Annotated in this window: 21 protein-coding genes; 8 read left to right on the top strand and 13 right to left on the bottom strand. The window is 37.9% G+C overall.

The window, feature by feature from the left end; translation table 11 throughout:
* Positions 1-3: 3 nt before the first annotated feature.
* Positions 4-1,698, bottom strand: coding sequence for a potassium-transporting ATPase subunit KdpA (gene kdpA / locus AC6BKE_RS22560; protein WP_058844118.1), 1,695 nt, complete (start codon positions 1,696-1,698; stop codon positions 4-6).
* A 368-nt stretch (positions 1,699-2,066) separates the two neighbouring features.
* Here kdpA and AC6BKE_RS22565 point away from each other — a divergent pair, with 368 nt between their 5' ends.
* From AC6BKE_RS22565 to AC6BKE_RS22580, 4 genes are all read left to right on the top strand, one after another.
* Positions 2,067-4,754: an ATP-binding protein gene (locus AC6BKE_RS22565; RefSeq protein WP_271910341.1), complete on the top strand. Its 2,688-nt coding sequence runs from the start codon at positions 2,067-2,069 to the stop codon at positions 4,752-4,754.
* 9 nt (positions 4,755-4,763) lie between these two features.
* Positions 4,764-5,468 carry a response regulator gene (locus AC6BKE_RS22570; protein ID WP_036120442.1) on the top strand — a complete coding sequence of 235 codons (705 nt, stop codon included), beginning with the start codon at positions 4,764-4,766 and terminating at the stop codon, positions 5,466-5,468.
* A gap of 153 nt (positions 5,469-5,621) precedes the next feature.
* A complete protein-coding gene (gene vrrA, locus AC6BKE_RS22575) occupies positions 5,622-6,116 on the top strand; it encodes a VrrA/YqfQ family protein (protein WP_036120445.1) in 495 nt (164 codons plus the stop codon).
* A 73-nt stretch (positions 6,117-6,189) separates the two neighbouring features.
* Positions 6,190-7,158, top strand: a complete 969-nt coding sequence (locus tag AC6BKE_RS22580) for a 4-hydroxy-3-methylbut-2-enyl diphosphate reductase (RefSeq protein WP_499858112.1) — start codon at positions 6,190-6,192, stop codon at positions 7,156-7,158.
* Between the two features lie 48 nt (positions 7,159-7,206).
* On the opposite strand, the gene AC6BKE_RS22585 is transcribed toward AC6BKE_RS22580, so the two are convergent.
* Positions 7,207-7,908, bottom strand: coding sequence for a response regulator (locus tag AC6BKE_RS22585; RefSeq protein ID WP_036120451.1), 702 nt, complete (start codon positions 7,906-7,908; stop codon positions 7,207-7,209).
* 18 nt (positions 7,909-7,926) lie between these two features.
* A complete protein-coding gene (locus AC6BKE_RS22590) occupies positions 7,927-9,507 on the bottom strand; it encodes an ATP-binding protein (protein WP_036120476.1) in 1,581 nt (526 codons plus the stop codon).
* A gap of 112 nt (positions 9,508-9,619) precedes the next feature.
* Here AC6BKE_RS22590 and AC6BKE_RS22595 point away from each other — a divergent pair, with 112 nt between their 5' ends.
* The 3 genes from AC6BKE_RS22595 to AC6BKE_RS22605 all read left to right on the top strand — a co-directional run bounded on the left by AC6BKE_RS22595 (position 9,620) and on the right by AC6BKE_RS22605 (position 12,894).
* Entirely contained in the window at positions 9,620-10,669 is a 1,050-nt protein-coding gene (locus AC6BKE_RS22595) for a TRAP transporter substrate-binding protein (protein WP_036120455.1), read from the top strand.
* Between the two features lie 265 nt (positions 10,670-10,934).
* The gene (locus tag AC6BKE_RS22600; protein WP_036120458.1) at positions 10,935-12,194 is read left to right on the top strand and encodes a dicarboxylate/amino acid:cation symporter; all 1,260 of its coding nucleotides are present in this window, start codon (positions 10,935-10,937) and stop codon (positions 12,192-12,194) included.
* Between the two features lie 163 nt (positions 12,195-12,357).
* Positions 12,358-12,894, top strand: a complete 537-nt coding sequence (locus tag AC6BKE_RS22605; RefSeq protein WP_036120461.1) for a tubby C-terminal domain-like protein — start codon at positions 12,358-12,360, stop codon at positions 12,892-12,894.
* A gap of 56 nt (positions 12,895-12,950) precedes the next feature.
* Here AC6BKE_RS22605 and AC6BKE_RS22610 read toward each other — a convergent pair whose 3' ends face one another.
* Positions 12,951-13,577 (bottom strand): hypothetical protein, encoded by a 627-nt coding sequence (locus tag AC6BKE_RS22610; RefSeq protein WP_271910342.1) that lies wholly within the window; start codon positions 13,575-13,577, stop codon positions 12,951-12,953.
* Between the two features lie 232 nt (positions 13,578-13,809).
* Here AC6BKE_RS22610 and AC6BKE_RS22615 point away from each other — a divergent pair, with 232 nt between their 5' ends.
* A complete protein-coding gene (locus AC6BKE_RS22615; RefSeq protein ID WP_036120467.1) occupies positions 13,810-13,989 on the top strand; it encodes a hypothetical protein in 180 nt (59 codons plus the stop codon).
* A 184-nt stretch (positions 13,990-14,173) separates the two neighbouring features.
* Here AC6BKE_RS22615 and AC6BKE_RS22620 read toward each other — a convergent pair whose 3' ends face one another.
* The 9 genes from AC6BKE_RS22620 to AC6BKE_RS22660 all read right to left on the bottom strand — a co-directional run bounded on the left by AC6BKE_RS22620 (position 14,174) and on the right by AC6BKE_RS22660 (position 23,409).
* Positions 14,174-15,499, bottom strand: coding sequence for a purine-cytosine permease family protein (locus tag AC6BKE_RS22620; RefSeq protein ID WP_499858114.1), 1,326 nt, complete (start codon positions 15,497-15,499; stop codon positions 14,174-14,176).
* Positions 15,500-15,557: 58 nt separating this feature from the next.
* Positions 15,558-15,875 carry a cupin domain-containing protein gene (locus AC6BKE_RS22625; protein ID WP_004227194.1) on the bottom strand — a complete coding sequence of 106 codons (318 nt, stop codon included), beginning with the start codon at positions 15,873-15,875 and terminating at the stop codon, positions 15,558-15,560.
* Positions 15,876-15,877: 2 nt separating this feature from the next.
* Positions 15,878-17,632: a hydantoinase B/oxoprolinase family protein gene (locus AC6BKE_RS22630; RefSeq protein ID WP_036125401.1), complete on the bottom strand. Its 1,755-nt coding sequence runs from the start codon at positions 17,630-17,632 to the stop codon at positions 15,878-15,880.
* Complete coding sequence (locus AC6BKE_RS22635) at positions 17,632-19,674, bottom strand: hydantoinase/oxoprolinase family protein (RefSeq protein WP_036125405.1); 2,043 nt, start codon at positions 19,672-19,674, stop codon at positions 17,632-17,634. The genes AC6BKE_RS22630 and AC6BKE_RS22635 overlap by 1 nt, the downstream gene beginning before the upstream one ends.
* 25 nt (positions 19,675-19,699) lie before the next feature.
* Positions 19,700-20,245 (bottom strand): helix-turn-helix domain-containing protein, encoded by a 546-nt coding sequence (locus AC6BKE_RS22640; RefSeq protein WP_036125407.1) that lies wholly within the window; start codon positions 20,243-20,245, stop codon positions 19,700-19,702.
* Between the two features lie 224 nt (positions 20,246-20,469).
* Positions 20,470-21,009, bottom strand: coding sequence for an NADPH-dependent FMN reductase (locus AC6BKE_RS22645; protein WP_499858116.1), 540 nt, complete (start codon positions 21,007-21,009; stop codon positions 20,470-20,472).
* Between the two features lie 187 nt (positions 21,010-21,196).
* Positions 21,197-21,445 carry a DUF2164 domain-containing protein gene (locus tag AC6BKE_RS22650; RefSeq protein ID WP_036125412.1) on the bottom strand — a complete coding sequence of 83 codons (249 nt, stop codon included), beginning with the start codon at positions 21,443-21,445 and terminating at the stop codon, positions 21,197-21,199.
* A gap of 602 nt (positions 21,446-22,047) precedes the next feature.
* A complete protein-coding gene (locus AC6BKE_RS22655) occupies positions 22,048-22,272 on the bottom strand; it encodes a hypothetical protein (RefSeq protein ID WP_036120485.1) in 225 nt (74 codons plus the stop codon).
* Between the two features lie 15 nt (positions 22,273-22,287).
* Positions 22,288-23,409: a Nif3-like dinuclear metal center hexameric protein gene (locus tag AC6BKE_RS22660; protein ID WP_036120488.1), complete on the bottom strand. Its 1,122-nt coding sequence runs from the start codon at positions 23,407-23,409 to the stop codon at positions 22,288-22,290.
* Between the last annotated feature and the right edge of the window lies 1 nt (position 23,410).

Raw genomic sequence — 23,410 nt, forward strand, 5'->3', positions numbered from 1 at the left:
TCATTAAGAATAAAGTTGTAAGTGCTCTGTAATTGGACCAAGTGCTAAAGCTGGTAAAAATGTCAGCGCACCAATCATCAAAACGACAGCCACAAGTAAAAAAGTAAAAGTTGTCGTATCCGTTTTTAATGTCCCTACTGAATCGCTATGCCTTACTTTATTAGCAAGTAAAGAAGCGATAGCTAATTGAATAATTATAGTTACATAACGACCAAAGAACATAGCAAAACCTGTTGTTATATTCCAAAAGGTTGAATTATCCGCTAAACCTTCGAAGCCAGAGCCATTGTTGGCAGAGGCAGAGGCAAATTCATATAGAACTTGTGATAATCCATGTGCCCCTGGATTCGTTATTCCAGCTATTCCAGATGGTGTTGCAACCGCAAGTGCTGAAAAGAGCAAAATAATAGCAGGATGAATTAGAATACAAAGAGCAATTAATTTCATTTCTTTTTCTTCGATTTTTTTACCTAAAAACTGTGGAGATCGACCAATCATTAGACAGGCAATGAAAATGGTCAGCAGGACATACATCATCATGTTCATCAGGCCAACTCCTTTGCCTCCGAACACAACATTGAGCATCATATTAAACATAGGTACTAGACCACCAAGTGGCGTTAAAGTATCATGCATATTGTTAATAGACCCTGTAGTAAATGCAGTCGTTACAGTCGTAAATAATGCCGATTGTGCTACCCCAAAGCGTATTTCTTTTCCTTCCATACTCCCAAGCTCCTGTGTAATGCCGAGTTCACTAATGAATGGATTACCAGCCTTCTCTGCAATGTACACAGTCACTAATCCTACGAGGAACAATATACTCATTGCCGTAAAAATAGCTAGCCCCTGTTTTCCAAAAATAGTTTTCTCTTTTCTGTAGGCAACCATCAGACTAAAAGCGACGACACATGCCCCTGGTAATAACATCATAGATAACATCTCTACTATATTTGAAAGAACGGTCGGATTTTCAAAAGGTGTGGTTGAATTGGCTCCGTTAAAACCACCACCATTTGTCCCTATATGTTTAATAGATTCAAGAGAAGCAATAGGTCCAAGTGCAATATCTTGCAATTTACCCTCTATTGTTTGTACTGTTTGATTGCCATTGAAGGTTTGAGGTGATCCTTGAGATACTAAAATAAGAGCCACAACAATGGAAAAAGGCATTAAAATACGAGTAATAACACGAACAAAATCGACAAAAAAATTCCCTATCGTATCTGTTTTAGCTACTAATCTACGACAGAAAGCCATACAAGCGGCATAACCTGTAGCTGCTGATGTAAACATCATAAAAGTAATGACTAGCATCTGTGATAGATAGCTGAGTCCAGATTCACCACTATAGTGTTGAAGATTTGTATTCGTTATAAAAGAAATAATTGTGTTAAACGAAAGAGTAGCCTCCATGTTGTCAATATTATTTGGATTTAAAAATAGTAATGCTTGAATGCGTAGTATTATATATCCCACAAACACCATCATGGCATTTGAAATAATTAATGAAAGTACATATTCTTTGCCCGTCATATCAAGTCGTTTAATGCCGCAAACTTTATAAATTGCTGCGTCGACTTTATCTAATAGAGGATCAAGCCAAGTTTTTTGTTGTAATGTTACTCGATATAAATAATGACCCGTTAAAATAACGAGCGGTAGATAGATAATGAGTACGATGGCTATTTGCCACATAGTGTGTCCCCCCAGCCTTTAATAATTTTCTGGATAAAGTAATGCATGCCCTAAATAACCAAATAGAAATACTAGTACTACTCCCATAAAAATCCACAAATTGACTTCCTCCTCGTTACTCTTCTACTAGTTTGTAGCACCATACTGTTAACGCCAAAACACAAGCAAAGCTTATGATTAGTAAGCCCATCATAAAAAAATCCATCAATCGTAACACCTCTTCTCCTTAAGGATGCTCTCATCATACTGACTTTCAAATTAATGTAGTGTTAGGAAATCCTTTTTTCTATTAAGAAAGGATAAAGAAGCAAAATCTTTACACTTTCTTAATGGAAGTTAACGCTATAATACAAATGAGGTGAAAGAGGATGGAAGATAAACGCCCAACTCCAGAGATGTTTCTTGCGAGGCTTCAACAGGAGGAACAAACTAAAGGGAAATTAAAAATCTTTCTCGGCTATGCTGCAGGGGTAGGTAAAACTTATGCCATGTTAGATGCGGCACATCAGGCACAAAAACTCGGTAAAGATGTAGTGGTTGGCTATGTGGAGCCGCATCCTCGTCCAGAAACGTTAGCATTACTAGAAGGACTTGAGCAAATTCCTACAAAGATAATAACCTACAAGGGAAAAATATTTCAGGAATTGGATATAGATGCCGTATTGCAGCGCCAACCAGAAATTGTCCTGATCGATGAATTGGCCCATTCTAACGTGCCAACGATGCGGCACAAGAAGCGTTTTGGAGATGTTGAAGAACTACTTGCTAAAGGGATACATGTTTTTACAACTGTAAATATTCAGCATATTGAAAGTCTTCATGATTTAGTAGAAGAAATCACTGAGATTAAAGTGCGAGAACGTATTCCTGATTATTTAATTGATCAAGCTGCACAAATAAAAGTGGTCGATATTGAACCAGACGAATTAATTCAACGTCTGCAAGATGGAAAGGTATATGTCAAGCAACAGGCAGAGAAAGCTTTACATTCTTTTTTCCGCAGACAAAATTTAGTATCACTACGGGAAATCGCATTACGACGAACAGCCGATACAATCAACTATCAACAATTAAACAGTAACGAATCTGTCAGAAATTATGTACAAATTGAAGAACACTTACTTGTAGGTATCAGTAGTTCTCCTACAAATGCAAAAGTGATTCGAACTACTGCAAGGCTTGCACAAGCCTTACATGGCAAATTTACCGCTCTCTATGTTCAAAACATGCAGGCACATGAAAGAAATCACGCCGATTCAGAACGCTTACAACAGCACATCAAACTTGTTGAACAGCTTGGCGGTCATGTTGTCATTGTTCAAGAAGATGACGTAGCCGCAGCCCTTGCCAACTATGCTCAAGTTAGTGGTGTCACTAAACTTGTCATCGGTCGAACAAGTATGAGAAAAAAATGGTGGCAGCCAAACACCAAAATTAGTGATCGCCTTAACGAATATGTGCCGAATTTATCTATACACATAGTGCCAGATCAAGAAAATGAACAATTCTACTTTCCTAGTATCAAAAATAAACTGGCATTTGAATGGCTTGATCTATTTAAAATGTTTATCGTATTTAGCGTAATATCCATAGTCGGCTTATATTTGTATTCCATTGATATTAGTGAGCCTAATATTATAACCATTTATATTCTAGGTGTTCTCATTCTTGCTATTTGGTCATCAGGATGGATAATGAGCATTATTAGCTCTATCGTTGCTGTTTTACTTTTTAATTATTTGTTTACAGAGCCACGGTTTTCATTTGATGCGTATCATCGTGACTATCCTATGACTTTTTTTATCATGTTTCTCTCTGGTGTAATTACAAGTAGTTTAACGAAAAAGATCAAGGCGCAAACTACTATAGCCATACGGAAATCTTATCGAATGGAAGTACTCCTTGAAACGAATCGGAGACTGCAACACGCAAAGTCTATCGAAGAAATTATTACGGAAGGTATGACTCAAATTGTCAAATTAGTAGAAAAACCTGTGCAATTTTTTGAAATAGACAATCAGGTAATTGGGAAATCTACTTTTTTCCGAACGGAGAAAATATCTGCAATAGAAAATCAAAAAATAGCTACACTTTTCAATAATCCAAACGAGCATGGCGTCGTGAGCTGGGTGACGAATAATAAGCATGTAGCTGGTGTATCAACAGATATATTTCCTGAAGTGAGTGCTTACTATATACCTGTTATTTCTAATAGTCATGTTAAGGGGGTTATTGGTATTGCACTGTCTAAATTATTGCCTCTACCTGCATTTGAACGCAATATTTTGCACGCCATCATTAATGATTTTTCATTCGCAATGGATAAATGGTATTTACAGAAGCTCAATGAAGAAGTAGCGCGAGAGGCTGAAATGGAGCAGATGCGAGCTAACCTGTTACGGGCCATATCCCATGACCTTCGAACACCGCTTACTGCTATTTCTGGAAATGCGGATATCTTACTGAATAATGCATCATTAATACCTGATAGTGAAAAAAACAAATTATATGAGGATATTTTTAATAATTCAAAATGGCTTGTCCAAATGGTAGAAAACTTACTAGCTGTTTCTAAGCTAGAGGATGGACAATTTGCTTTAGAAATGCAAATGGAATTAGTAGAAGATATTATTCAAGAGGCTCTTTCCCATGTTGTTCACCAAAACAATTCTCATAAAATATCCTATCAAATAGAACCAGAATTTTTATTGAGCCTAATGGATGCTAGATTGATTATACAGGTTTTCGTCAATATCATTGATAATGCATTGACTTACACCCCTCCAGGCAGTGACATTACTATCTCGGTGAAGGAATGTGATGGTTTAGTAAATTTCAGCATTTCGGATAATGGGCCAGGAATTGATGATTCCTTAAAAGGTAGCTTATTTGAGCCGTTTACGACTGGCAAGGTCCAACGCAGTGATAGTAGACGAGGACTGGGGCTAGGCTTAGCACTGTGTCAAACAATTTTAAAGTTACATGGTAGTCACATAACTGTTTCAGATAATAAACCGCAAGGAACAATTTTTAACTTTTCACTGAAAAAGGAGTAAAGAAATTTGATGAATAAACGAATTCTAGTAGTAGAAGATGATGTGGCCATTGCCAATTTAATTAAAATGACATTATCTACCCAGCATTATGAATTTGACATTGCTCAAGATGGGAACAGTGCACTTCAAAAAGCTATTACCATGAAACCCGATGTTTATATTTTAGATTTAGGACTACCGGACATGGATGGTGTAGAGCTTATTACAAAAATTAGAAGTTGGACTCAAACGCCCATTATTGTCGTCAGTGCGCGTGGGGAAGAATATGATAAAATTAACGCTTTGGATGCAGGTGCAGATGATTATGTCACGAAGCCCTTTAGTGTGGAAGAATTATTAGCAAGAATTCGTGTAGCATTGCGCAGAGCAGCCTATGAACATCCACCTGAACAGGAAAGTTCAACATTTACCAATGGTTATCTTCAAATCAATTATGTCAATCAAACAGTATTAGTGAATGGAAAAGAAATACATGTCACACCTATTGAATATAAACTTTTAGTTGTTTTATCCAAGCATGTTGGAAAGGTTCTAACCCATAATTTTATTTTAAAAGAAATCTGGCATAATGCCCTTCAATCAGATATTCCAAGTTTACGAGTTTTTATGGCAACACTTCGAAAAAAAATAGAAGCCGACCCAGCACAGCCTAAACTTATACAGACACATGTGCGAGTCGGCTATCGAATGCTTCGCTATCATGAAGATGAATAAAATAAGAAGATCGAAGCAGAAGGTTTATTTGCACTTCTGCTCTTTCATTGATGAATTCGCCTTAGAAATTATCGCACCCCACCATTAGCCTTTGCATATCATAGCTATAGTCAGGTATGTCATCAATGAAAAACAAGTAGAAAGGAGATCATTATGGTATTTCGACAACCTTATCCATACCCTATGTATCCGGGTGGCATGAGAATGCCCATGCCCATGCCAACACCTTCACAGATGTCGCCACAGTCCTTTTTTCCGCCTGGAGGCTTCCCTGTTCCACCACGAATTCCAGGCGGCTTTCCAATGGCTAATGGAATAGGTTCCTTTGGAGGGCAAATGCCGATGCCACCTGTGCAAGAAGCTTCGAAAGTCGGTTCGTTTTTACAGCAAGCCAACAGTTTATTCAATACGGCTAAAACCTATACCCCTTATATCCAACAAGCCATGCCGATGGTGAAAAATATTCCATCTCTTTTAAAATTGTATAAAGGATTCCAAGGACTTCCTTCCGCTGGAGCTGGCGCTGAAGCAGCAGGTAGTGATAGTAAGGCCGCTACTGGAAGTAGACGATCATCTAGGCAAAGTGCATCATTTACGCCAGCTGAACCACTTCCATCCAAACCACGTATTTTCCAACCACCTATGTAAATGAACGTTTCTTTGTATTCACCGTCCCTGTCCGTTATAATGTAGATAGGTAAGCTTGAAAGGAGTCACAACCATGCAAGTATTGAAAATTAATCCACGTGGCTATTGCTACGGTGTTGTCGATGCGATGGTGATCGCACGTAATGCCGCACTTGATAAAACATTACCAAGACCTATCTACATCTTAGGGATGATTGTGCATAATAAACATGTCACAGACGCGTTTCAAGAGGATGGTATCATCACGTTAGATGGTGAAAACCGCCAAGAAATTATTGAGCAAGTTGAAACAGGTACGGTCATTTTCACAGCACACGGTGTTTCACCAGAAATTCGTGAAATTGCGAAGCGAAAAGGCTTAGTGTCCATTGATGCTACATGTCCTGATGTAACAGTTACTCACGATTTAATTCGCGAAAAATCTGCAGAAGGCTATGATATTATTTACATTGGTAAAAAAGGACATCCCGAGCCAGAGGGTGCCATTGGCGTTGCTCCGGATCATGTCCACTTAGTGCAGTCCTCTATTGATATTGATGCGTTACAATTAACGAACGATAAATTACTTGTCACAAATCAAACGACAATGAGTCAATGGGATGTCGCCCATTTAATGGATAGTTTAAAAGAAAAGTTCCCACATATAGAGGTACACAAAGAGATTTGTTTAGCTACACAGGTTCGTCAAGAAGCTGTTGCTCAGCAAGCAGGAGAAGCGGATTTACTAATTGTTGTAGGTGATCCTAAATCAAATAACTCCAACCGTTTAACACAAGTCTCTGTAGAAATTGCAGGAACACCATCCTATCGAATTGCTGACGTTTCAGAGCTAAAAGTAGAATGGTTAAAAGGCATTAACATTGTAGCTGTCACAGCAGGTGCTTCTACGCCAACACCGATTGTAAAAGAGGTTATTTCCTTCCTTGATCAATTTGATGAAAATGACCCTTCTACACACGAGATTAAGCGTACGGTAACATTAAATAAAATCCTGCCGAAAATTAAAACACCAACACCTGTTGATAAAATTTTGCCTTATTAATTAACAGCTAAAAAATCCTGGTTGCCATGATGACAATCAGGATTTTCTCTATTTACTAAAATAATAGTTGATAGGGCGACCAATGCCTCCATAATGGACATCCATTGTAATTTCCTCTTGCTTCTCTAAATAATCCAAATATCTTCTGGCCGTTACACGGGCAATTCCTATTCCACTTGCTACCTCTTCAGCCGATGCACCATCTACCGATTGTAAAAAGTGCACCACCTTTTCGAGTGTTGTACGATTAAAACCTTTTGGAAGATTTTTCTCTGATTGTAGTGTATGTGATAGCTCTATGTTATTTTTTTCATCACGATAATGAAATAACTGATCCAATTCTCCCTGTGTAAGCTCTCGTTCTATTTGTGTTTGCTTCTTAAAGCGTAAATAATTGTCAAGTGTCCCTTTGACTCGTTCAAATGAAAATGGCTTCATAATATAATCAAAGACACCTAGATGCAGTACCTGTTTCACCGTCTCCATATCATTCGCAGCCGTTACAGTGATGACATCCACTGGTAAATCCAGCTCGCGTATTTTGCGTAAACTCGTAATACCATCTTGCTCGGGCATAAAAATATCCATAAAGACTAAATCAGGCTGATGATGACGAATTTGTGTAATGCCCTCTAAGCCATTAGATGCCTGTCCAATCACTTGAAAATGTTCTACCTTTTCAATAAATTGACGATTTACCTCTCGCACCATTGGATCATCCTCAATTAATAATACTTTGATTTGTGCCACTGTCTGCCCTCCATCCAATTATGAATAATAAAAGGTGATTAAAAAACTTGTCCCTTTGTTGGGTTCACTGATGACTTCAATATCACCCTGTCCTTTTTCAACGATTTCTTTTATTAGGAACAACCCTATTCCACGGTAGTTTTTCTCTTTTGTAGAATAACCATTGTCAAATATGTGCTGTTTGACCTCTTCCGTCATGCCAACACCGTTATCCGTTACTAAAATCGCAAGGACATCCTCATCTTCATCTACTGAAACATGAATCACTTTCTCCTCAACCTGTACATCTTTTAATGCATCAAATGCATTCTCGATTAAATTACCAAATAGAATAACGAAATCATGATGATCCAAATTAGGTGGGAAGGATGTTAATCGACTTTCACGATCAATCTCTAGTCGAATTCCTTGTTCTTTAGCATAAGAAATTTTACTAAGCAATAGCCCAGAAATATTTTCATTTTTTATACGTTCATTTAAAAAATTCGTGATTTCATCATGTTCTTCCTTCACTTGCGTTATATAAGTGAGTGCCTGTTCATGATGACCGAGCTGTAAAAGACCTGCTATCGTATGCAGTTTATTTTTATGCTCATGCGTTTGTACGCGCAGAGCTTGGACAAAAGCTCGAACGCCCGTTAGTTCTTCTGCAAGCTTTTTCACTTCCGTACGGTCTTTAAACATGGCTACTGCCCCGACGGTTTCCCCATTAACCTGTATCGGAATTCGGTTACTCATAATACTGTGATTATTAATATATAGCTCACGATTAAATAATGGCTGATCTAGCTCTAAAATTTCTGGAAGTCGTGTATCAGGCAGGACATGAAAGATTTTCTGACCAATTAGTACAGAGGGTTTTTCATGAACACCTAATATATCACAAGCTTTTTCATTAAAAATTGTGATGGTCAAATCATTGTCGATGGCAATGATGCCTTCATGCATGGCATTAAATGTTTCTGTACGCTCCACATACATTTTGGCAATTTCATGAGGCTCTAATCCAAACATTTGCTTCTTCATATGAAGCCCTAAAGTTCGTGCACCCCATACACTAAAGATTAAAGATAATAGAACAGTAATCATCAGCTCTGTTTCCATTGATTGTAGTAATTCCACTACTGTAAGTACACTGAACCCCACTACCGTAACACCGATTTGTTGACCTTCTTGATTCATAATCGGTACAAATGCACGCACCATATCACCATGCTCTCCACGAGCGATCGACGTATAATAATGCTCAGAAAACGCAGCGTTTAAATCACCCGATTGCGATATTCGACCAAGTTCCTGGCTATTGGGGTGAGAATATTTTCGACGTTCCATATCAAGAACAACAATATACTTTGCTCCATTGATATCACGGATTTCTTCTACTACAGGGTTAATATGTTGAATGGCCTCGAGGTGATTTTCGCTAGCAATATACGTTTTTATTTCAGGAAGCTGTGAGACGGTTTTGGCCACTAGTAGTGCTTGATCACTTAGTTTTGTTTTCTGTTCATTCATCACAAACCCTAATAAGAAAGTACCACCAATACTAAAGGAAAGCATCAGAATAAAAAACGTCAGTGACATGATTTTTCTCTGCATCGATAACTTTTGAAATTTCAAGATGACCGCCTCCCTCCTACTATATTTTAGCGTACTCCATATGTTAGAATAACAAAAACATCAGAAAATACGAATAAATTGGGTGTATTCAATGAAAAAATTTATTATAGGAACGATGATTACTGTCTTTGCTTTAATCGTTACCATTAGTATTCAGCAAGGATTACTCTTTGCCAAGCCACTTCCCTATGATGATGAGCAAAATGGGTTAGACACACAAATAACGATTCATTTGAGTCATGTAGTTGCTGAGAATACGCCTAAAGGACAAGCGGCCAATAAATTTGCTGAGCTAGTAGAAGAAAAAACAAATGGGAAAGTTAAAGTACATGTCTACTCAAATTCTTCTTTATTCAATGATGAAAATGAGTTCCAGGCTTTACAAAAGGGAGACGTAGAAATGATTATTCCTACTTTTTCGAAGATGACCGCTTATGTTCCTAATTGGCAGGTATTGGATTTACCTTATTTATTTAAGACAGATGATGAAGTCAAGGAGGTTCTGACGGGTTCTATAGGTGAACAATTAGTCAACGAACTAGAGCCGTTTCATATTAAGGGACTTGGCTTTTGGTACAATGGCTTTAAGCATTTAACCTCTTCTGATCATCCTATCCATACATTTAAGGATTTACAGGGCTTACGTGTGCGAACGATGCCTAGTAAAACATTGGAAAAGCAATTTGAAGTGGTCAAAGCAACGCCTATGCCCATTTCCTTTAGCGAGGTTTTTACAGATTTAGAGAAGCATGCGATTGACGCGCAGGAAAATACAGCATCGAATATTTACTCAAAAGGTTTTTACAAAGTACAGAAACATATGACCATCACCCAGCATGGTATTTTGGGCTATGCTGTGTTAATGAACGAAACCTTTTGGAATTCCTTGCCTGTAAAAATTCAACACCAATTGTTGGATGCCATGAAAGAAACAACAGATTGGCAATTTGAACAGGCTGCACTGATGAATGAAAAAGATATGCAGAAGCTTAAACAGCAAGATGACTTTGATGTTTATACAATGAGTCCACTAGAAAGACAGCGCTTTAAAGAGCAGCTTGCGCCTGTCTACGATTTTTATAAAGCCCATATTCAAAATGATCGCATCTTAACAGAGATTGAAAAAATCGTTGCGCCTTAATACTTTTGTTCATTAATGAAAGATCCTTACTAACCGTAAGGATTTTTTCTTTTGTATTATAATAGATTAAATAATCTCAAATCTACTATAAAACAGCCTGAAACCCCTGTTATTACTAGCTTTATCTCTCCCCTCCCTAAAAAATGAACAAAATGAACAATACAAACATTACGGTCATAAACACTATTGTCGGAAAATTTCAGCTATGATAACCACATGAAAGCGTTCACACAATATTCATAGATGTTGTAGGGGGAGAACTATTATGCGGATAAATTTTAAAAACTTAACAGTACAAGTGTTGATTGCCATTGTACTAGGGATCATTGTCGGGGCAACATTCCCTGAGTTCGGGGCAAAGCTAAAAATATTAGCGGACATCTTTATTAAACTAATTAAAATGTTAATAGCACCGATTATTTTCTTAACAGTCGTCATCGGTATTGGTAGTATGGGGGATGTCAAAAAGGTTGGGAAAATTGGTGGGAAGGCTTTAATTTATTTTGAAATTGTCTCAACATTTGCACTTGCGATTGGCTTAATTGTTGTCAATATTGTTCAACCAGGAAAAGGCTTTAATACAGATGCTGCCAGCGGTGCTGATGTTTCACAATATACAGATGCGGCGGCTGCAGAACATGGCTTAGGTGCTTTTATCATGCAAATTATCCCTGAAAATGTGGTAGGTGCATTAGCGAATGGTGAATTATTACCTGTCTTATTCTCAGCTGTTTTATTTGGACTAGCTGCAGCAGCGATTGGAGAACCAGCAAAACCTGTTATTAAATTTTTTGAACAAGTAGCAGATATTTTCTTTAAAATTGTTAACATGGTAATGAAAATTTCTCCTATTGGTGCGTTCGGTGCCATGAGTTATACAATCGGAAACTTCGGACTTAAATCACTTGGAAATTTAGGATTTTTAATGTTATCCGTCTATACTACAATGTTTATTTTTATTGTTGTGATTATCGGATTAATTACACGCTACTTCGGCTTTAGTATTTTTAAATTTATTAAATACATTAAAGATGAAATTTTTATCGTTATTGGGACATCTTCATCTGAATCTGCACTACCTTCCATGATGCGTAAACTTGAAAACTATGGTTGTTCTAAGCAAGTAGTAGGGCTCGTTATCCCAACTGGTTACTCGTTTAATTTAGATGGCACTTCCATTTATTTATCAATGGCTGCTATCTTTATTGCACAGGCATATGGGGTGGATTTAGATGTTTGGCATCAAATTACGTTACTAGCCATCTTAATGCTTACCTCTAAAGGAGCAGCTGGTGTAACAGGCTCTGGCTTTATTACACTTGCCGCAACATTGGCAGCCTTTCCTATGATTCCAGTAGAAGGAATTGCCCTATTAATTGGCGTAGATCGCTTTATGTCAGAGGCACGTGCAGTGACAAATCTAATTGGAAACGGCGTGGCAACAGTGGTCGTGTCAAAAATGGAAAAAGAATTTGATACGGAGCAAGAAAAACGTGCTCTTGCAGGACATACTTCAATGCCATAACAACAAAAAGGCTACTGAAAGCGAAATATTCGCCATTTCAGCAGCCTCTTTGTTTGGAAATAAAGTGATTATGTTACATTGCTCGGCTTGTTCTTTAGTAAGTAAATTTTCTTGAAACCTCCTCGACTGCTTACTCGTATAGATAATGACTGGAGGTTTCTTTATGGCAACATTTACACTTACCTATCCAAAAGCTTTTAAAAGCTTTACGGATATCCCAATCGTGAATGAACACAACGAAACAATATGTATGCTTCAAAAAGTAGATCGTTCCTCTACTGGTAAAATACTGAATGCCGTCCTGCTAGTAGCGGCTCAGCAAACATTACCGTATCGTTATGAAACGCGAACTACGTCAGGGGCACCACTTTTTCAAGTACAATCTACCCTATTAGCAAAAGGGGTCAGCCATCAAATTAGGATGCCTGATGGTAGCTCGATACCGATTCAGCGAAAAACAGTCCAATTATTAGAATCCTCTTATGCATTCAAAATGGACGATTTACATTTTCGATTTGAAAAGGATTTTACCTCTACAGCTTATTTATATTGCAATGATGAAAAGATTGCCAGTGCAAATCCTATTGAAAACGAACTAGTACGAACAGGCATACTATTTAAGCTTTTCCAAACAGACGATATGCACTTCGTTGCACTCCTAGCAACCCTTTATCAAGCACTCTTTGCATTCACTACATAGCCATGACAAAGGCATCGAGCGTTATTTCTCGATGCCTTTGTCATGACTTAAGATAGCTAATTTAGTTTTTCCCGCTGTGTATTTAATATGTTAATGACATAGGACTGATTTGGTGATGCATTTGTTTGTAAAATCTTCTTAATGGCTTGTTCCATCCTCATAGCTAACTGTAAATCTTCATGAGTGGCACTCTTTATCGTTGTTTGAATCGTAATGGTTGTTCGATTTTCAATGACTAAATATTCGTATACATCAAAAGTCTCTAAGCCTTTGATTAAATCTTCCATCAACAGGTTAATATCAGCCCCCAGCATTTTGTTGTCATCAAGCAATGAAGTAAACTCCCATCTTTCAAAAACAATCGGATAGTCCTTTAATGCGGAGGTTTTAATCACATTTTTTGCAATGGATTCCATATCTTTTTTGACGGACTGGAAATAGTCTTCTTCGCCTACAACCTGGATCACCAATTCCTTTTCTGCAGTCGTTTTGACATCAATGCCAACATACTTTTCAAGAAGCTTATCCTTCAATCTAGATAGGCTCAACTCTTCATTCGTAATAAGCGGTTGTCCCTCTTTTGTTGTTTCTGATTTATTATCTATTTTTATTTTATCAAACAGGATCAATAGAGATATGATGACGACTAACAATCCTATAACAAGCCCAAACCGTTTGACCATTGAATCCCTCCTGTTACGAAGGTATGACCCCATTCAAAACAATATTCACTGTTTTCATGGTCCTGTTCTATCAAATTTATCTCATCGAATAGCTTGTCATTGGATTGCTTATTTTTACCCACATATTCCGGGACACGAAATAAATTTGCTTGTTTTTGTCCATTCTGTGTTACGCTTTTCAAAAAGGAGTACACTAAAGGGGTAGTAATTCTATCATTTTGGAGGGTTTTATATGGGGACAAAAGCAGCGGAAATTAAAAATATGCTAACATTGAATCTACTTATACAAATTTTAGAGGAACGTGGCATTATGACTGATAAAGAATTAAAGGAACGCCTCACAAATACAGTAAAACTATCTTCTATGGAGAATGATTTAAAAGAAAAAGTCATTGAAGAAATCAAACATTAATGGTAGCTGTCTCAACCAAAGGGCCACTTTCATGTTGATCGTATTACTGAAAGTGGCCGTTCTATTAATTTGAAACTCATAGGAAAAATCTCTACTCCTGTTACGATTTCCATTGTAAAGTTGCATTTTATTTTAATATGGAACTACCTTCAAAAATGATCCTCCAGTATCCTTTGATTAATCCCTAATCCGATAGATTATTTCCTGTAAATTGATCAGGGGCCACTTGTTTCTTTACTTTCATTGCGATTAAATAAACAACGATCGAAACAAATAAAGATAGTACTGCAGGTAAACCCATTGGATTTACATATTGGAAATAGTACCCAATCATAACAGCTGCAACGACAGCAATGGTAGCCATCCAATTCCATCCTTTTATTTCAACCCATTGTCTTTTACGGATTAAAAAGAAGTCAGCAAACATAACACCTGCTATTGCTGGATAGAGCAAAGCCGTTAAATACAGGAAGTCTGTAAAGTAATCTAGAATGCCCATTAACGCAATGATTATGGCAATTATGGTACCAATAAATGTGAGTAACGCACGTCCCTTACCTGATGTCACATTTAAAACATTAGCTAACGCTAATCCCATACTGTAATTGTTAACCAATTGAGATGTCCAAGTAGCTAACCATAAGATGAGAAAGCCCCAAACTGGAAAACCTAAATTCATCATAACATTCACGATATCAGGATCTCCCACACCCACAGACATGATGGCTCCTACAATAAATAGAGGGAATCCAATTAAAACTATCCCACTTGGAATAATAAAATTGTCTTTCCAAGTCGGCTTTGCGTACCGAGTGTAGTCAGAAGCAATTACCCATTGTGACACATTGACACCAATTACAAGGCTAATAGCTGCCATTATGGTCATCGATGGTTCAGGACTCCAAGTTGCAATTGTCTGCCAGCCCGTATTTTTTAATGCTAAATAAATACCACCAACAATTAACAATAAACCCGATGGGACAGCTAAATAATCTGTCCACTTCATTGAACCATAGCCAATAATTGAAGGTGCAGCAAAAAGAAGACCTGCCACTGTCGTGACTATTGCCCAAGCTAACCAGTCATGTTTATAGTCGATCCCAAACATAGCAGCAATGGCATTTCCAGCAACAGCCGTTTGTAATGCCCACCAGCCAAGTGAAACAATAAATATTGTCAATCCAACTATTAACTTAGCTTGAACCGTTCCAAAGCTTGTTTTGGCAATAACTGAAGAAGGTAGCCCTGTTTTTGCACCGATATATCCTTGTAATGCATTACCAAGCCATTGAAAAACAAATAAAGCAATGATCAATATTAAAAAAATCTTACCTAATCCGAAACTAGCCGATAAACTTGCTCCTACCATTAAAACGGGAATGGTAAATTCAAGCCCACCAAATATCATTGTTGGTGTAATCCAATGTTGACGATCATTCTCTGGTATTGGCGTTAATGCAGGATCTTTCCCAAGCATAGATGTTTTTTCTGTGTTGACTTCATTTTTCATTTTACTTAACCCCCTTACTGTATGTGTTTATTCATAGCTTGTTTTCTATTAAATCTCTTTATCTTATATCCAATAGCGCATAGACAAGTTCAACCATTTCATCACTATCATTTTTACACCAATGAGGTTCTCCAGCAGGAATATAGGAAGCTTCTCCTTGTGAAATTCGGTAATTTTCTCCACCGGATTCTCCAGTTAAAGTACCTTTTACAATAAAGGAGTACTCATTTTCTAAATGAGAAGTTGTCCCTTCTAATGGTAACCGCTCCCCTGGTTTTATTTGGACAAAGCCAAACTTTATTTGGCTATCGTTGTATTTGTCTTGAAATAGGTTCTGTTGAACAATATCTTTCTGTGATACTTCTTTAATAATCATAGTTATTCTCCCTTTACTACTCGATTTCTTTCTGGCATTTCTTTAAAGCTGTAGTCTGACTCATCTACAAGAACATGAAAAATAGCTTCTGCTTCTTTTCTTGAAAAATAGCCATTTTTCACATCATGTGCTACCTGTTCCGCTGGACGTTTAAGTGGATTGCCATAGCCTCCACCCGTGCCAGTCATTAATTGAACCACATCATTTTTATCTAGTTTATATCTTGGATAGACCCCGAATGGTCCATCTACCTGACCATTCGCTTTTTTTACATAAAATTCATTCGGCGAACCTTCATGTCCATTGTCAATCCCCCATGGTAAAAACTTATTCCTACCAAAGGTCACTGTTACTGCTTGATTGTCCGTCATGGCTCTATAGGATCTGATTACTCCTTTGCCACCAATGTATTCTCCAGCCCCTGCTCCATTTCTATCTTCTCTTAAACAATATTCATCAATTAACACACCATAGCGAGTTTCCGCTACCTCAATTGGCACATTATACGTCTCACCATCCGAAAAACAGAATTGACCAGAGGCTCCATCAGCATCGTTTCCACCACCCCATCCACCTACTGATGGCTCAACAATTAAAAATGGCTCTCCTGTATCATGATGTGTACCACTTAACGTTACAGCACAAACGGATAAAAACTGACCAGCAGTTAATCGACTCGGTATATGTGGTGCCAAGGCTTTCCATACTAAATCTAAGCTGCCAAGCAAGGTTTCAAAATAATTGGACACAGGTACTGGTCTTTCCGCAGACATAATTGATTGAGGATCAACAATTATTTTTAGTGGTCTAAACACACCATCATTTACATCCTGCGCTGGATTTGTAATAGCTAAGAAGATTGCACGTACAGCTGATGCTAAACCTGTATAGGAACAATTCATTGGTCCAGGTACTTGAGGAGAACTCCCCCTAAAATCACAAATAAATTCATCATCTGATATTGTCACTTTCACTTTTATTGGAAATGGTCCGTTACCAATCCCATCTGTATCAATAAAATCTTCTGCGTAAAATTCTCCTTTAGGTAATCTAGCAAGCTCCTGCTTGGCCATCGCTTCGCCATGATCTAAATGATATTCAATTGCTGCCAATATGGTAGCTAATGTGTATTTATCACACAATTCCCTTACTCGTTTTTCTCCTGTTCGAAGAGCTGCAACTTGTGCAAACATATCTCCTAAAGATAGATCTGGGAACCGCACATTTGAACGTATTATTTCAACAAGTGCTTCATTCAATTTACCTTCGTCATAAAGTTTGATACATGAAAACTGTAGTCCCTCTTGAAATATGTCAACAGAATCGTTAGTAAATGAACCCGGATCCTTCCCTCCAACTTCAGTCCAATGAGCTTTATTAGCTGAAAAGGCAATTAATTGACCTTTATAAAAAATTGGCATTACGAGTCCAACATCTGAAAGGTGTGAACCGCCGCCTTGATAAGGATCATTAATTATAATGATATCTCCTTCTTTTAATTTATCTCCTGGATATTTTTTTAACGTTTCTTTTACCATAAAAGTGAGCATGCCGATAAAACCTGTCACACCATTACCCTGAGTTAATAAATTACCTTCTGAATCTGTTAAGCCACTCGCATAATCTAATACTTCATAAATAATGGGACTCATTGAAGTTCGTGCTAAAGCTACAAACATTTCATCTCCAGCAGATAGCAGTGCATCCTTCACAATTTCTAAAGTAAATGGATCAATTTGCGGATTGATTGCAGTCATTACGCTTCCTCCTTTTCAATAACAATATTTCCATAAGCATCTATATAGAGTGATTGCTTATGATAGATTACGGTAGCTGCAGCTCTTTCTTCCACAATAGCAGGACCACTTATCTTCATTTCAATAGGTAATAGCTCACGATCATATATATTTGTTCTCACCCAGCCATCATTTTCAAAATAAACATTGCGTTGTTCTATTAATGCGTCTTGTAAGCTAGTATGGCGCTCAATCGTTTTTAATTTAGGTTTACCAACCTTCCCAAAGGCCGTCACATGAATATTAACGATTTCTGTCTCTGCTTCTGGTAGTTTAAATGTAAAATTCTTTTCATGTAATAAATTAAAATCTGCAATCGCTTTATCTAACACTCGTTGATTCCATTCACCGCCCTCTACAGGTACCTTCACAGTATGCTCCTGGCCTAGATAACGCATATCTGCATAGCGTTGGAAAAATACATTATCTTTGTCCATACCTTCTTCTTGGAAATGTTGGAATGCCTGACGCTCAATATTTGCCCATATTGAGTTCATTTTTGTTAAATCAAGATTATTCATTCGTTTAATGTATGTTTGAATATAATCATGACGTAAATCTGTCATGAGCATCCCCCATGCGGAAAACACCGGTGATGCGATTGGAATAATAACCTTTTTAACACCTAATTCCAATGCTAACGCAGGTGCATGCATCGAACCTCCCCCACCAAATGCAATCAAGGTAAAGTCTTGAGGGTTATGACCTTTACGAATAGAAATCAACTTTAGAGCATTTAACATATTGGAATTGGCGATACGAATAATTCCAAGTGCCGCTTCTTCAGCAGACATATGAAAATGTTTCCCAATTTTTTCTTCAATTGCATTTTTCACATTGTTCAAATTCACCTCGTAATCAAAGTTCTTCGGTGATAATCTACCAGTTAATAAATTTGCATCCGTTGTGGTCGGCTCTGTTCCACCTTGACCATACGCAACTGGGCCTGGTCGAGCACCCGCTGACTGCGGCCCTACTTTTAATGAACCTGCACCATCAATCCATGCAATGGAACCACCACCGTTACCAATCTCAACAATATCAACAACTGGTGTTTTAATTGGATAACCTGCGCGTCGAGTATCTTTTTCGATATAGTAATCTGTAGAAACTTTTACTTCGCCATTTTCAATCAATGAACATTTTGCTGTTGTTCCACCAATGTCGAAAGCAATAATATTTTTTTCTCCTAGTAATTCACCGAGTACCGCTGCACCTAAAATACCAGCAACTGGGCCTGATTCTACCATATTAATTGGTAAACGCTTCGCATTATCAAATTTAGTGGTACCACCATTTGACTGCATAATATAACTTTGCTCTATATCAATAGTATCTTGTAATTTTTGCTCAAGTCGATCAATATAAGTTGTTGCAGTTGGTTGTACATAAGCATTTAAAACCGCTGTATTAGTGCGTTCATATTCACGCCACTCTTGTGTAATTTCACTGGAAGCGGTTACCTGAACTTCTGGCCACAATTCCTTTATTTTTTCTACAGCTGCTTTTTCATGCTCGTTATTAACATAGGAGTGTAAAAAAGAGATTGCAATGGCCTCAACCTGTTCCTTCTTGAAATATTCAACTATTTCTTCTAGTTCATTCATTTCCAGAGCTGCTAATACTTGTCCCTTATAATTAAGTCTTTCAGTTACTTCTCTGCGTAAATATCGTTCTACAAATGGCTGTGGTTTTTGATACTTAACATTAAATAAATCAGGTCGATTTCCACGAGCAATTTCCAACACATCCCTAAACCCCTTAGTTGTAATTAGACCCGTCTTTGCTCCTTTACGCTCAGTTAAAGCATTGATAATAACCGTTGTGCCATGGATAAACATTTCTAAATGCTGTTGATCCACTCCACTTTTCTTAATAACATCAATGACTCCTTGTTCAAAATTTGGAGGAGTTGTATTACTTTTTTCATAGCCGAAGTTTCCATGTTCATCAACATACACTAAATCTGTAAATGTACCCCCAATATCTGTTGCGACTCTCATTCCATCCACCCAACCTTCCTTTTTTTTAGAAAATCACTGGCGTTAACACACTTAAAACAATACTTTCTTCATTCAAAGGATTTTCCCATGAATGTGGAACTTCAGAAGGATAATGAATTGTTTCACCTTCTCTAAGAAAATATTCTTGCCCATCAACCTTAAATAGGACAGCACCCTTTAATACGTAATAAAACTCTTCCCCTGGATGACTCGATTCTTGATTTTTGTCCATTTGACCCGGGGCCAGCTTCACAAGCAACGGTTCAAGATTTCTTCCACTAAAATGTCCATTAAGTCGCGTATATTCTATCGAAGATGCTTCTAATTTAAATGGTTTGCGATCAGTTTCTTTTACGACATACGTATTATTTGAATCGGACTCAAAAAAGTAGGTGATCGGAACTCCAAATGCATCAGCTATTTTTTTTAGAGATGTAATAGCCAGTGAAGATGACCCCCTTTCTATTTGTGAAAGAAAACTAATCGATAAGTTTGTTTTTTCACTTAAATTCTTTAATGTCATGCCTTGATCAATCCTTGTTTTTTTTATGGTTTGATGAATATCTTCCAAATTGCCACCTCTTTTTTTGATTACACTGTATTTTTTGAAGTATAACTATAATTTTTTTAATAGTATCATATTATTTTCAGAATTGAAAGAATATTTTTAATTTTAGTATTTTCACAAAAATAAAAAACTCCATTCACCGTACTAGTGAATGGAGAAGAGTTATTTTATTAACACATTTAAGCAAAAAAACAATATGCACATAGAACGTGCATATTGCCATGAAATTATGATCGGATTGTTTTTAAAGCGGTTGCCCACGGTACGAGCTGATCTAACATTTGATGAACAGAATCTGCTTGCATCTCTTTTGGTTTAAAGACAGAGCCATTTTCAAAATCAGTAAATAAAGATAGTGCTGGATGCACACGGACATCGGCAACTAGTAATTCTCCAAGAATACCTCGTAAATGCTCAGCTGCACGAGCACCTCCAACAGAACCATAAGAAACGATTCCAGCAGCTTTATTATTCCATTCCACTCGTAAATAATCTAATGCATTTTTTAATGCACCTGTAATGGAGTGATTGTACTCAGCAACAATAAAGACAAAGCCGTCGCATGCTGCGACTTTTTCTGACCAGGCCGCTACTCCTGAAGCATCTCCGCCCGGCTCCCCTAAAAGCGGTAATTTAAAATCAGCGATATCAATTATTTCATATTCCGCATCACGACGTTTTTCTGCCACTTCCTTTACCCATGTGCCAACCTGTGGGCTTACACGACCCTCTCGCGTACTTCCTAAAATAATGCCGATTTTTAACATATGACGCCTCCTCTTTTTCATCCGTTCTTGTGACTCCATCATCGTTCATTGTACGCGATCGCCACTCGTAACCATTTTGGTCAGGAACATACCCCTTTATTCATCACTAATTTGTCAGCCTAGAATAATCAGAATTAAATTAACATAATTTTTTATTTTCTGTCAATTATTTAAACTAGAGGGGCGATTATTTCATTTTAATAGGTTGCTCCAATGCCTCCAATTCCTCCTCAATAGAGGCGTATTGTCTTTCCACTACATATTTGGCATCGGATAGAGCGGCATTATAAATATGAGGAGCAATATGTTCCTTGATAAAATCGAATACACGCTCTGCTTCAAATTCACTAATATCTTCATCACGCTGATTATAGAAAAACCGTTGAATATCAGCCAGTATCATTTCTTGCTGATCTTTTGATAATCGAATAAACAAGTCAAATCTCCCCATTCCTATTCTTTGATTTCTCCTCCATCTTATCACTACCTATAGATTCTTTGCCTATTAAAAAGGCTGAATACTAGTTCCACTAGCATTCAGCCCATAGTGTTGAAAAACAAAACCATCCATAGAATTTATGTGAAAGGTGAAAAAGGATTTCCGTTGCAGGCTACTTGCTTTCCTGTGGGCGAGCGCCGAGCCGCTCCGTTTAGAGGCTCGCCTGTCTCGCTATCCCACAGGAGCCAAGTAGCCTTCCACTCCATAAATTTAGCAAAGGTTCAAGTGAAGGTATTCACTACTCTTTTATGGAGGGGTGTTGTCACACATCACTTCTCCACATTGAAAATAAGAAGCTATCTTTTGCAGAATGGTTGATTGGAGTGGAGCCAGCGTCACTCCTAGGGGATTTAGCGTCACAGAGGAGACCCTGGAGCGAACGCAGTGAGTGAAGCGGCTCATCGGACGCCCCCTGGAAAGGACGCTGGCGGAATGGAAATCAACCCCTCGCCTTTCAAAATTGCTTATTCTGCCGTTGACATTACCTTTTTTCAACAACATAGGCTGAATACTAGTTCCACTAGCATTCAGCCACCATCTTATTGTTTACATTCAAATGAATAGCTAGTGGATAAAAAGTTTTTTTCCTTTGATACAATCGCTTGTCCACCATCATTTTCACATTGCTGTGTCATCGCATCTATTTTCTTATCATTGATCGTATTTGTCATCACCGTCATACCAATGCCAAAAACAGCAATGAATAAACCAATTATAATCCATAACTTACCCGTCTTATTGCCTCCAGGTCTATCATTCGCCACATTTGTTCCCCTCGCTTATACAAATAAAAATGGTTCTGTATTGATGGTTGATTGTACAAATTCAACATGGTATTTTTTATCCTCACATAGTTCAGCCATTTTTTTGGCTACCCCTGCAATCATCACCTTTTCTACATGATGACCCGGATCTACAATTTGCAAATCAATGGCTTGTGCGTCCTGTGCTGTATGGAAGTACATATCACCCGTTAAGAAAACATCTGCTCCAGCGCGTTTTGCCGCATAAATATATTTATTGCCGTCTCCACCAACAAGCGCCACTCTGTTAATCTTCGATTGTAAATCACCAACCACACGAACTGCTGGAACTTCTAACTGCTGCTTTACAAATTCTGCAAATTGTTGTAGCGTCATTTCTTGTGGCAAGTATCCTACTCGCCCCAACCCCATAACATTAGTTTGCTGCTCAAGACGTATCACATCATAAGCGGGTTCCTCATAAGGATGACTAGTAAGCATCGCCTTTAATACGCGGTTTTTGATGGATTCAGGAAATACGACCTCGACCTTTACCTCTTCCTCCACATGTAATTCATCAATAGTGCCAACGAATGGATTTGCTCCTGCTAATGCACGGAATCGTCCTTCTCCAGTCGTCGTATAACTGCATGCTTCATAGTCACCAATACGACCTGCCCCAGCCTTTGCTAGAGCCTCACGTAATACTTCTGCATTGGCAGTAGGTATAAAGACAGCTAGCTTGAACAGATTTTCGGCATACGTTTCTTCTAATATGGAACAATTTTTTAGCTGTAGGGCATCTGCTAGTAGATCATTGACCCCACCTTCAGCTACATCTAAATTAGTATGGGCCGCATAAACAGCGATATCGTGTTTAATCAGCTTTTCATATAGGCGTCCCGCTGGTTGATCTGTGCGGATATTCGACAGACGTCTAAAGATTGGTGGATGGTGCGCGATAATCAGCTCACAGCCCTTTTCTATTGCCTCGTTTGCAACAGCATCATTAACATCTAACGTCACCAATACTCTATGGACAGGTTTATTGAGTGTCCCTATAGCTAACCCAATTGGATCATTGTCCATGCAAGCAAGTTTCTTGGGCGACCATGCTTCGAACACTTGAATGATTTCTTGACCATTCACGGTTTTCATC

The organism is Lysinibacillus sp. COL-1 (assembly GCF_059814265.1).

Coding starts and splice junctions, on each gene's coding strand:
- kdpA (WP_058844118.1), bottom strand. CDS start 1,698: ATGTGGCAAATAGCCATCGTACTCATTATCTATCTACCGCTCGTTATT.
- AC6BKE_RS22565 (WP_271910341.1), top strand. CDS start 2,067: ATGGAAGATAAACGCCCAACTCCAGAGATGTTTCTTGCGAGGCTTCAA.
- AC6BKE_RS22570 (WP_036120442.1), top strand. CDS start 4,764: ATGAATAAACGAATTCTAGTAGTAGAAGATGATGTGGCCATTGCCAAT.
- vrrA (WP_036120445.1), top strand. CDS start 5,622: ATGGTATTTCGACAACCTTATCCATACCCTATGTATCCGGGTGGCATG.
- AC6BKE_RS22580 (WP_499858112.1), top strand. CDS start 6,190: ATGCAAGTATTGAAAATTAATCCACGTGGCTATTGCTACGGTGTTGTC.
- AC6BKE_RS22590 (WP_036120476.1), bottom strand. CDS start 9,507: ATGCAGAGAAAAATCATGTCACTGACGTTTTTTATTCTGATGCTTTCC.
- AC6BKE_RS22595 (WP_036120455.1), top strand. CDS start 9,620: ATGAAAAAATTTATTATAGGAACGATGATTACTGTCTTTGCTTTAATC.
- AC6BKE_RS22600 (WP_036120458.1), top strand. CDS start 10,935: ATGCGGATAAATTTTAAAAACTTAACAGTACAAGTGTTGATTGCCATT.
- AC6BKE_RS22605 (WP_036120461.1), top strand. CDS start 12,358: ATGGCAACATTTACACTTACCTATCCAAAAGCTTTTAAAAGCTTTACG.
- AC6BKE_RS22610 (WP_271910342.1), bottom strand. CDS start 13,577: ATGGTCAAACGGTTTGGGCTTGTTATAGGATTGTTAGTCGTCATCATA.
- AC6BKE_RS22615 (WP_036120467.1), top strand. CDS start 13,810: ATGGGGACAAAAGCAGCGGAAATTAAAAATATGCTAACATTGAATCTA.
- AC6BKE_RS22620 (WP_499858114.1), bottom strand. CDS start 15,499: ATGAAAAATGAAGTCAACACAGAAAAAACATCTATGCTTGGGAAAGAT.
- AC6BKE_RS22625 (WP_004227194.1), bottom strand. CDS start 15,875: ATGATTATTAAAGAAGTATCACAGAAAGATATTGTTCAACAGAACCTA.
- AC6BKE_RS22630 (WP_036125401.1), bottom strand. CDS start 17,632: ATGACTGCAATCAATCCGCAAATTGATCCATTTACTTTAGAAATTGTG.
- AC6BKE_RS22635 (WP_036125405.1), bottom strand. CDS start 19,674: ATGAGAGTCGCAACAGATATTGGGGGTACATTTACAGATTTAGTGTAT.
- AC6BKE_RS22645 (WP_499858116.1), bottom strand. CDS start 21,009: ATGTTAAAAATCGGCATTATTTTAGGAAGTACGCGAGAGGGTCGTGTA.
- AC6BKE_RS22660 (WP_036120488.1), bottom strand. CDS start 23,409: ATGAAAACCGTGAATGGTCAAGAAATCATTCAAGTGTTCGAAGCATGG.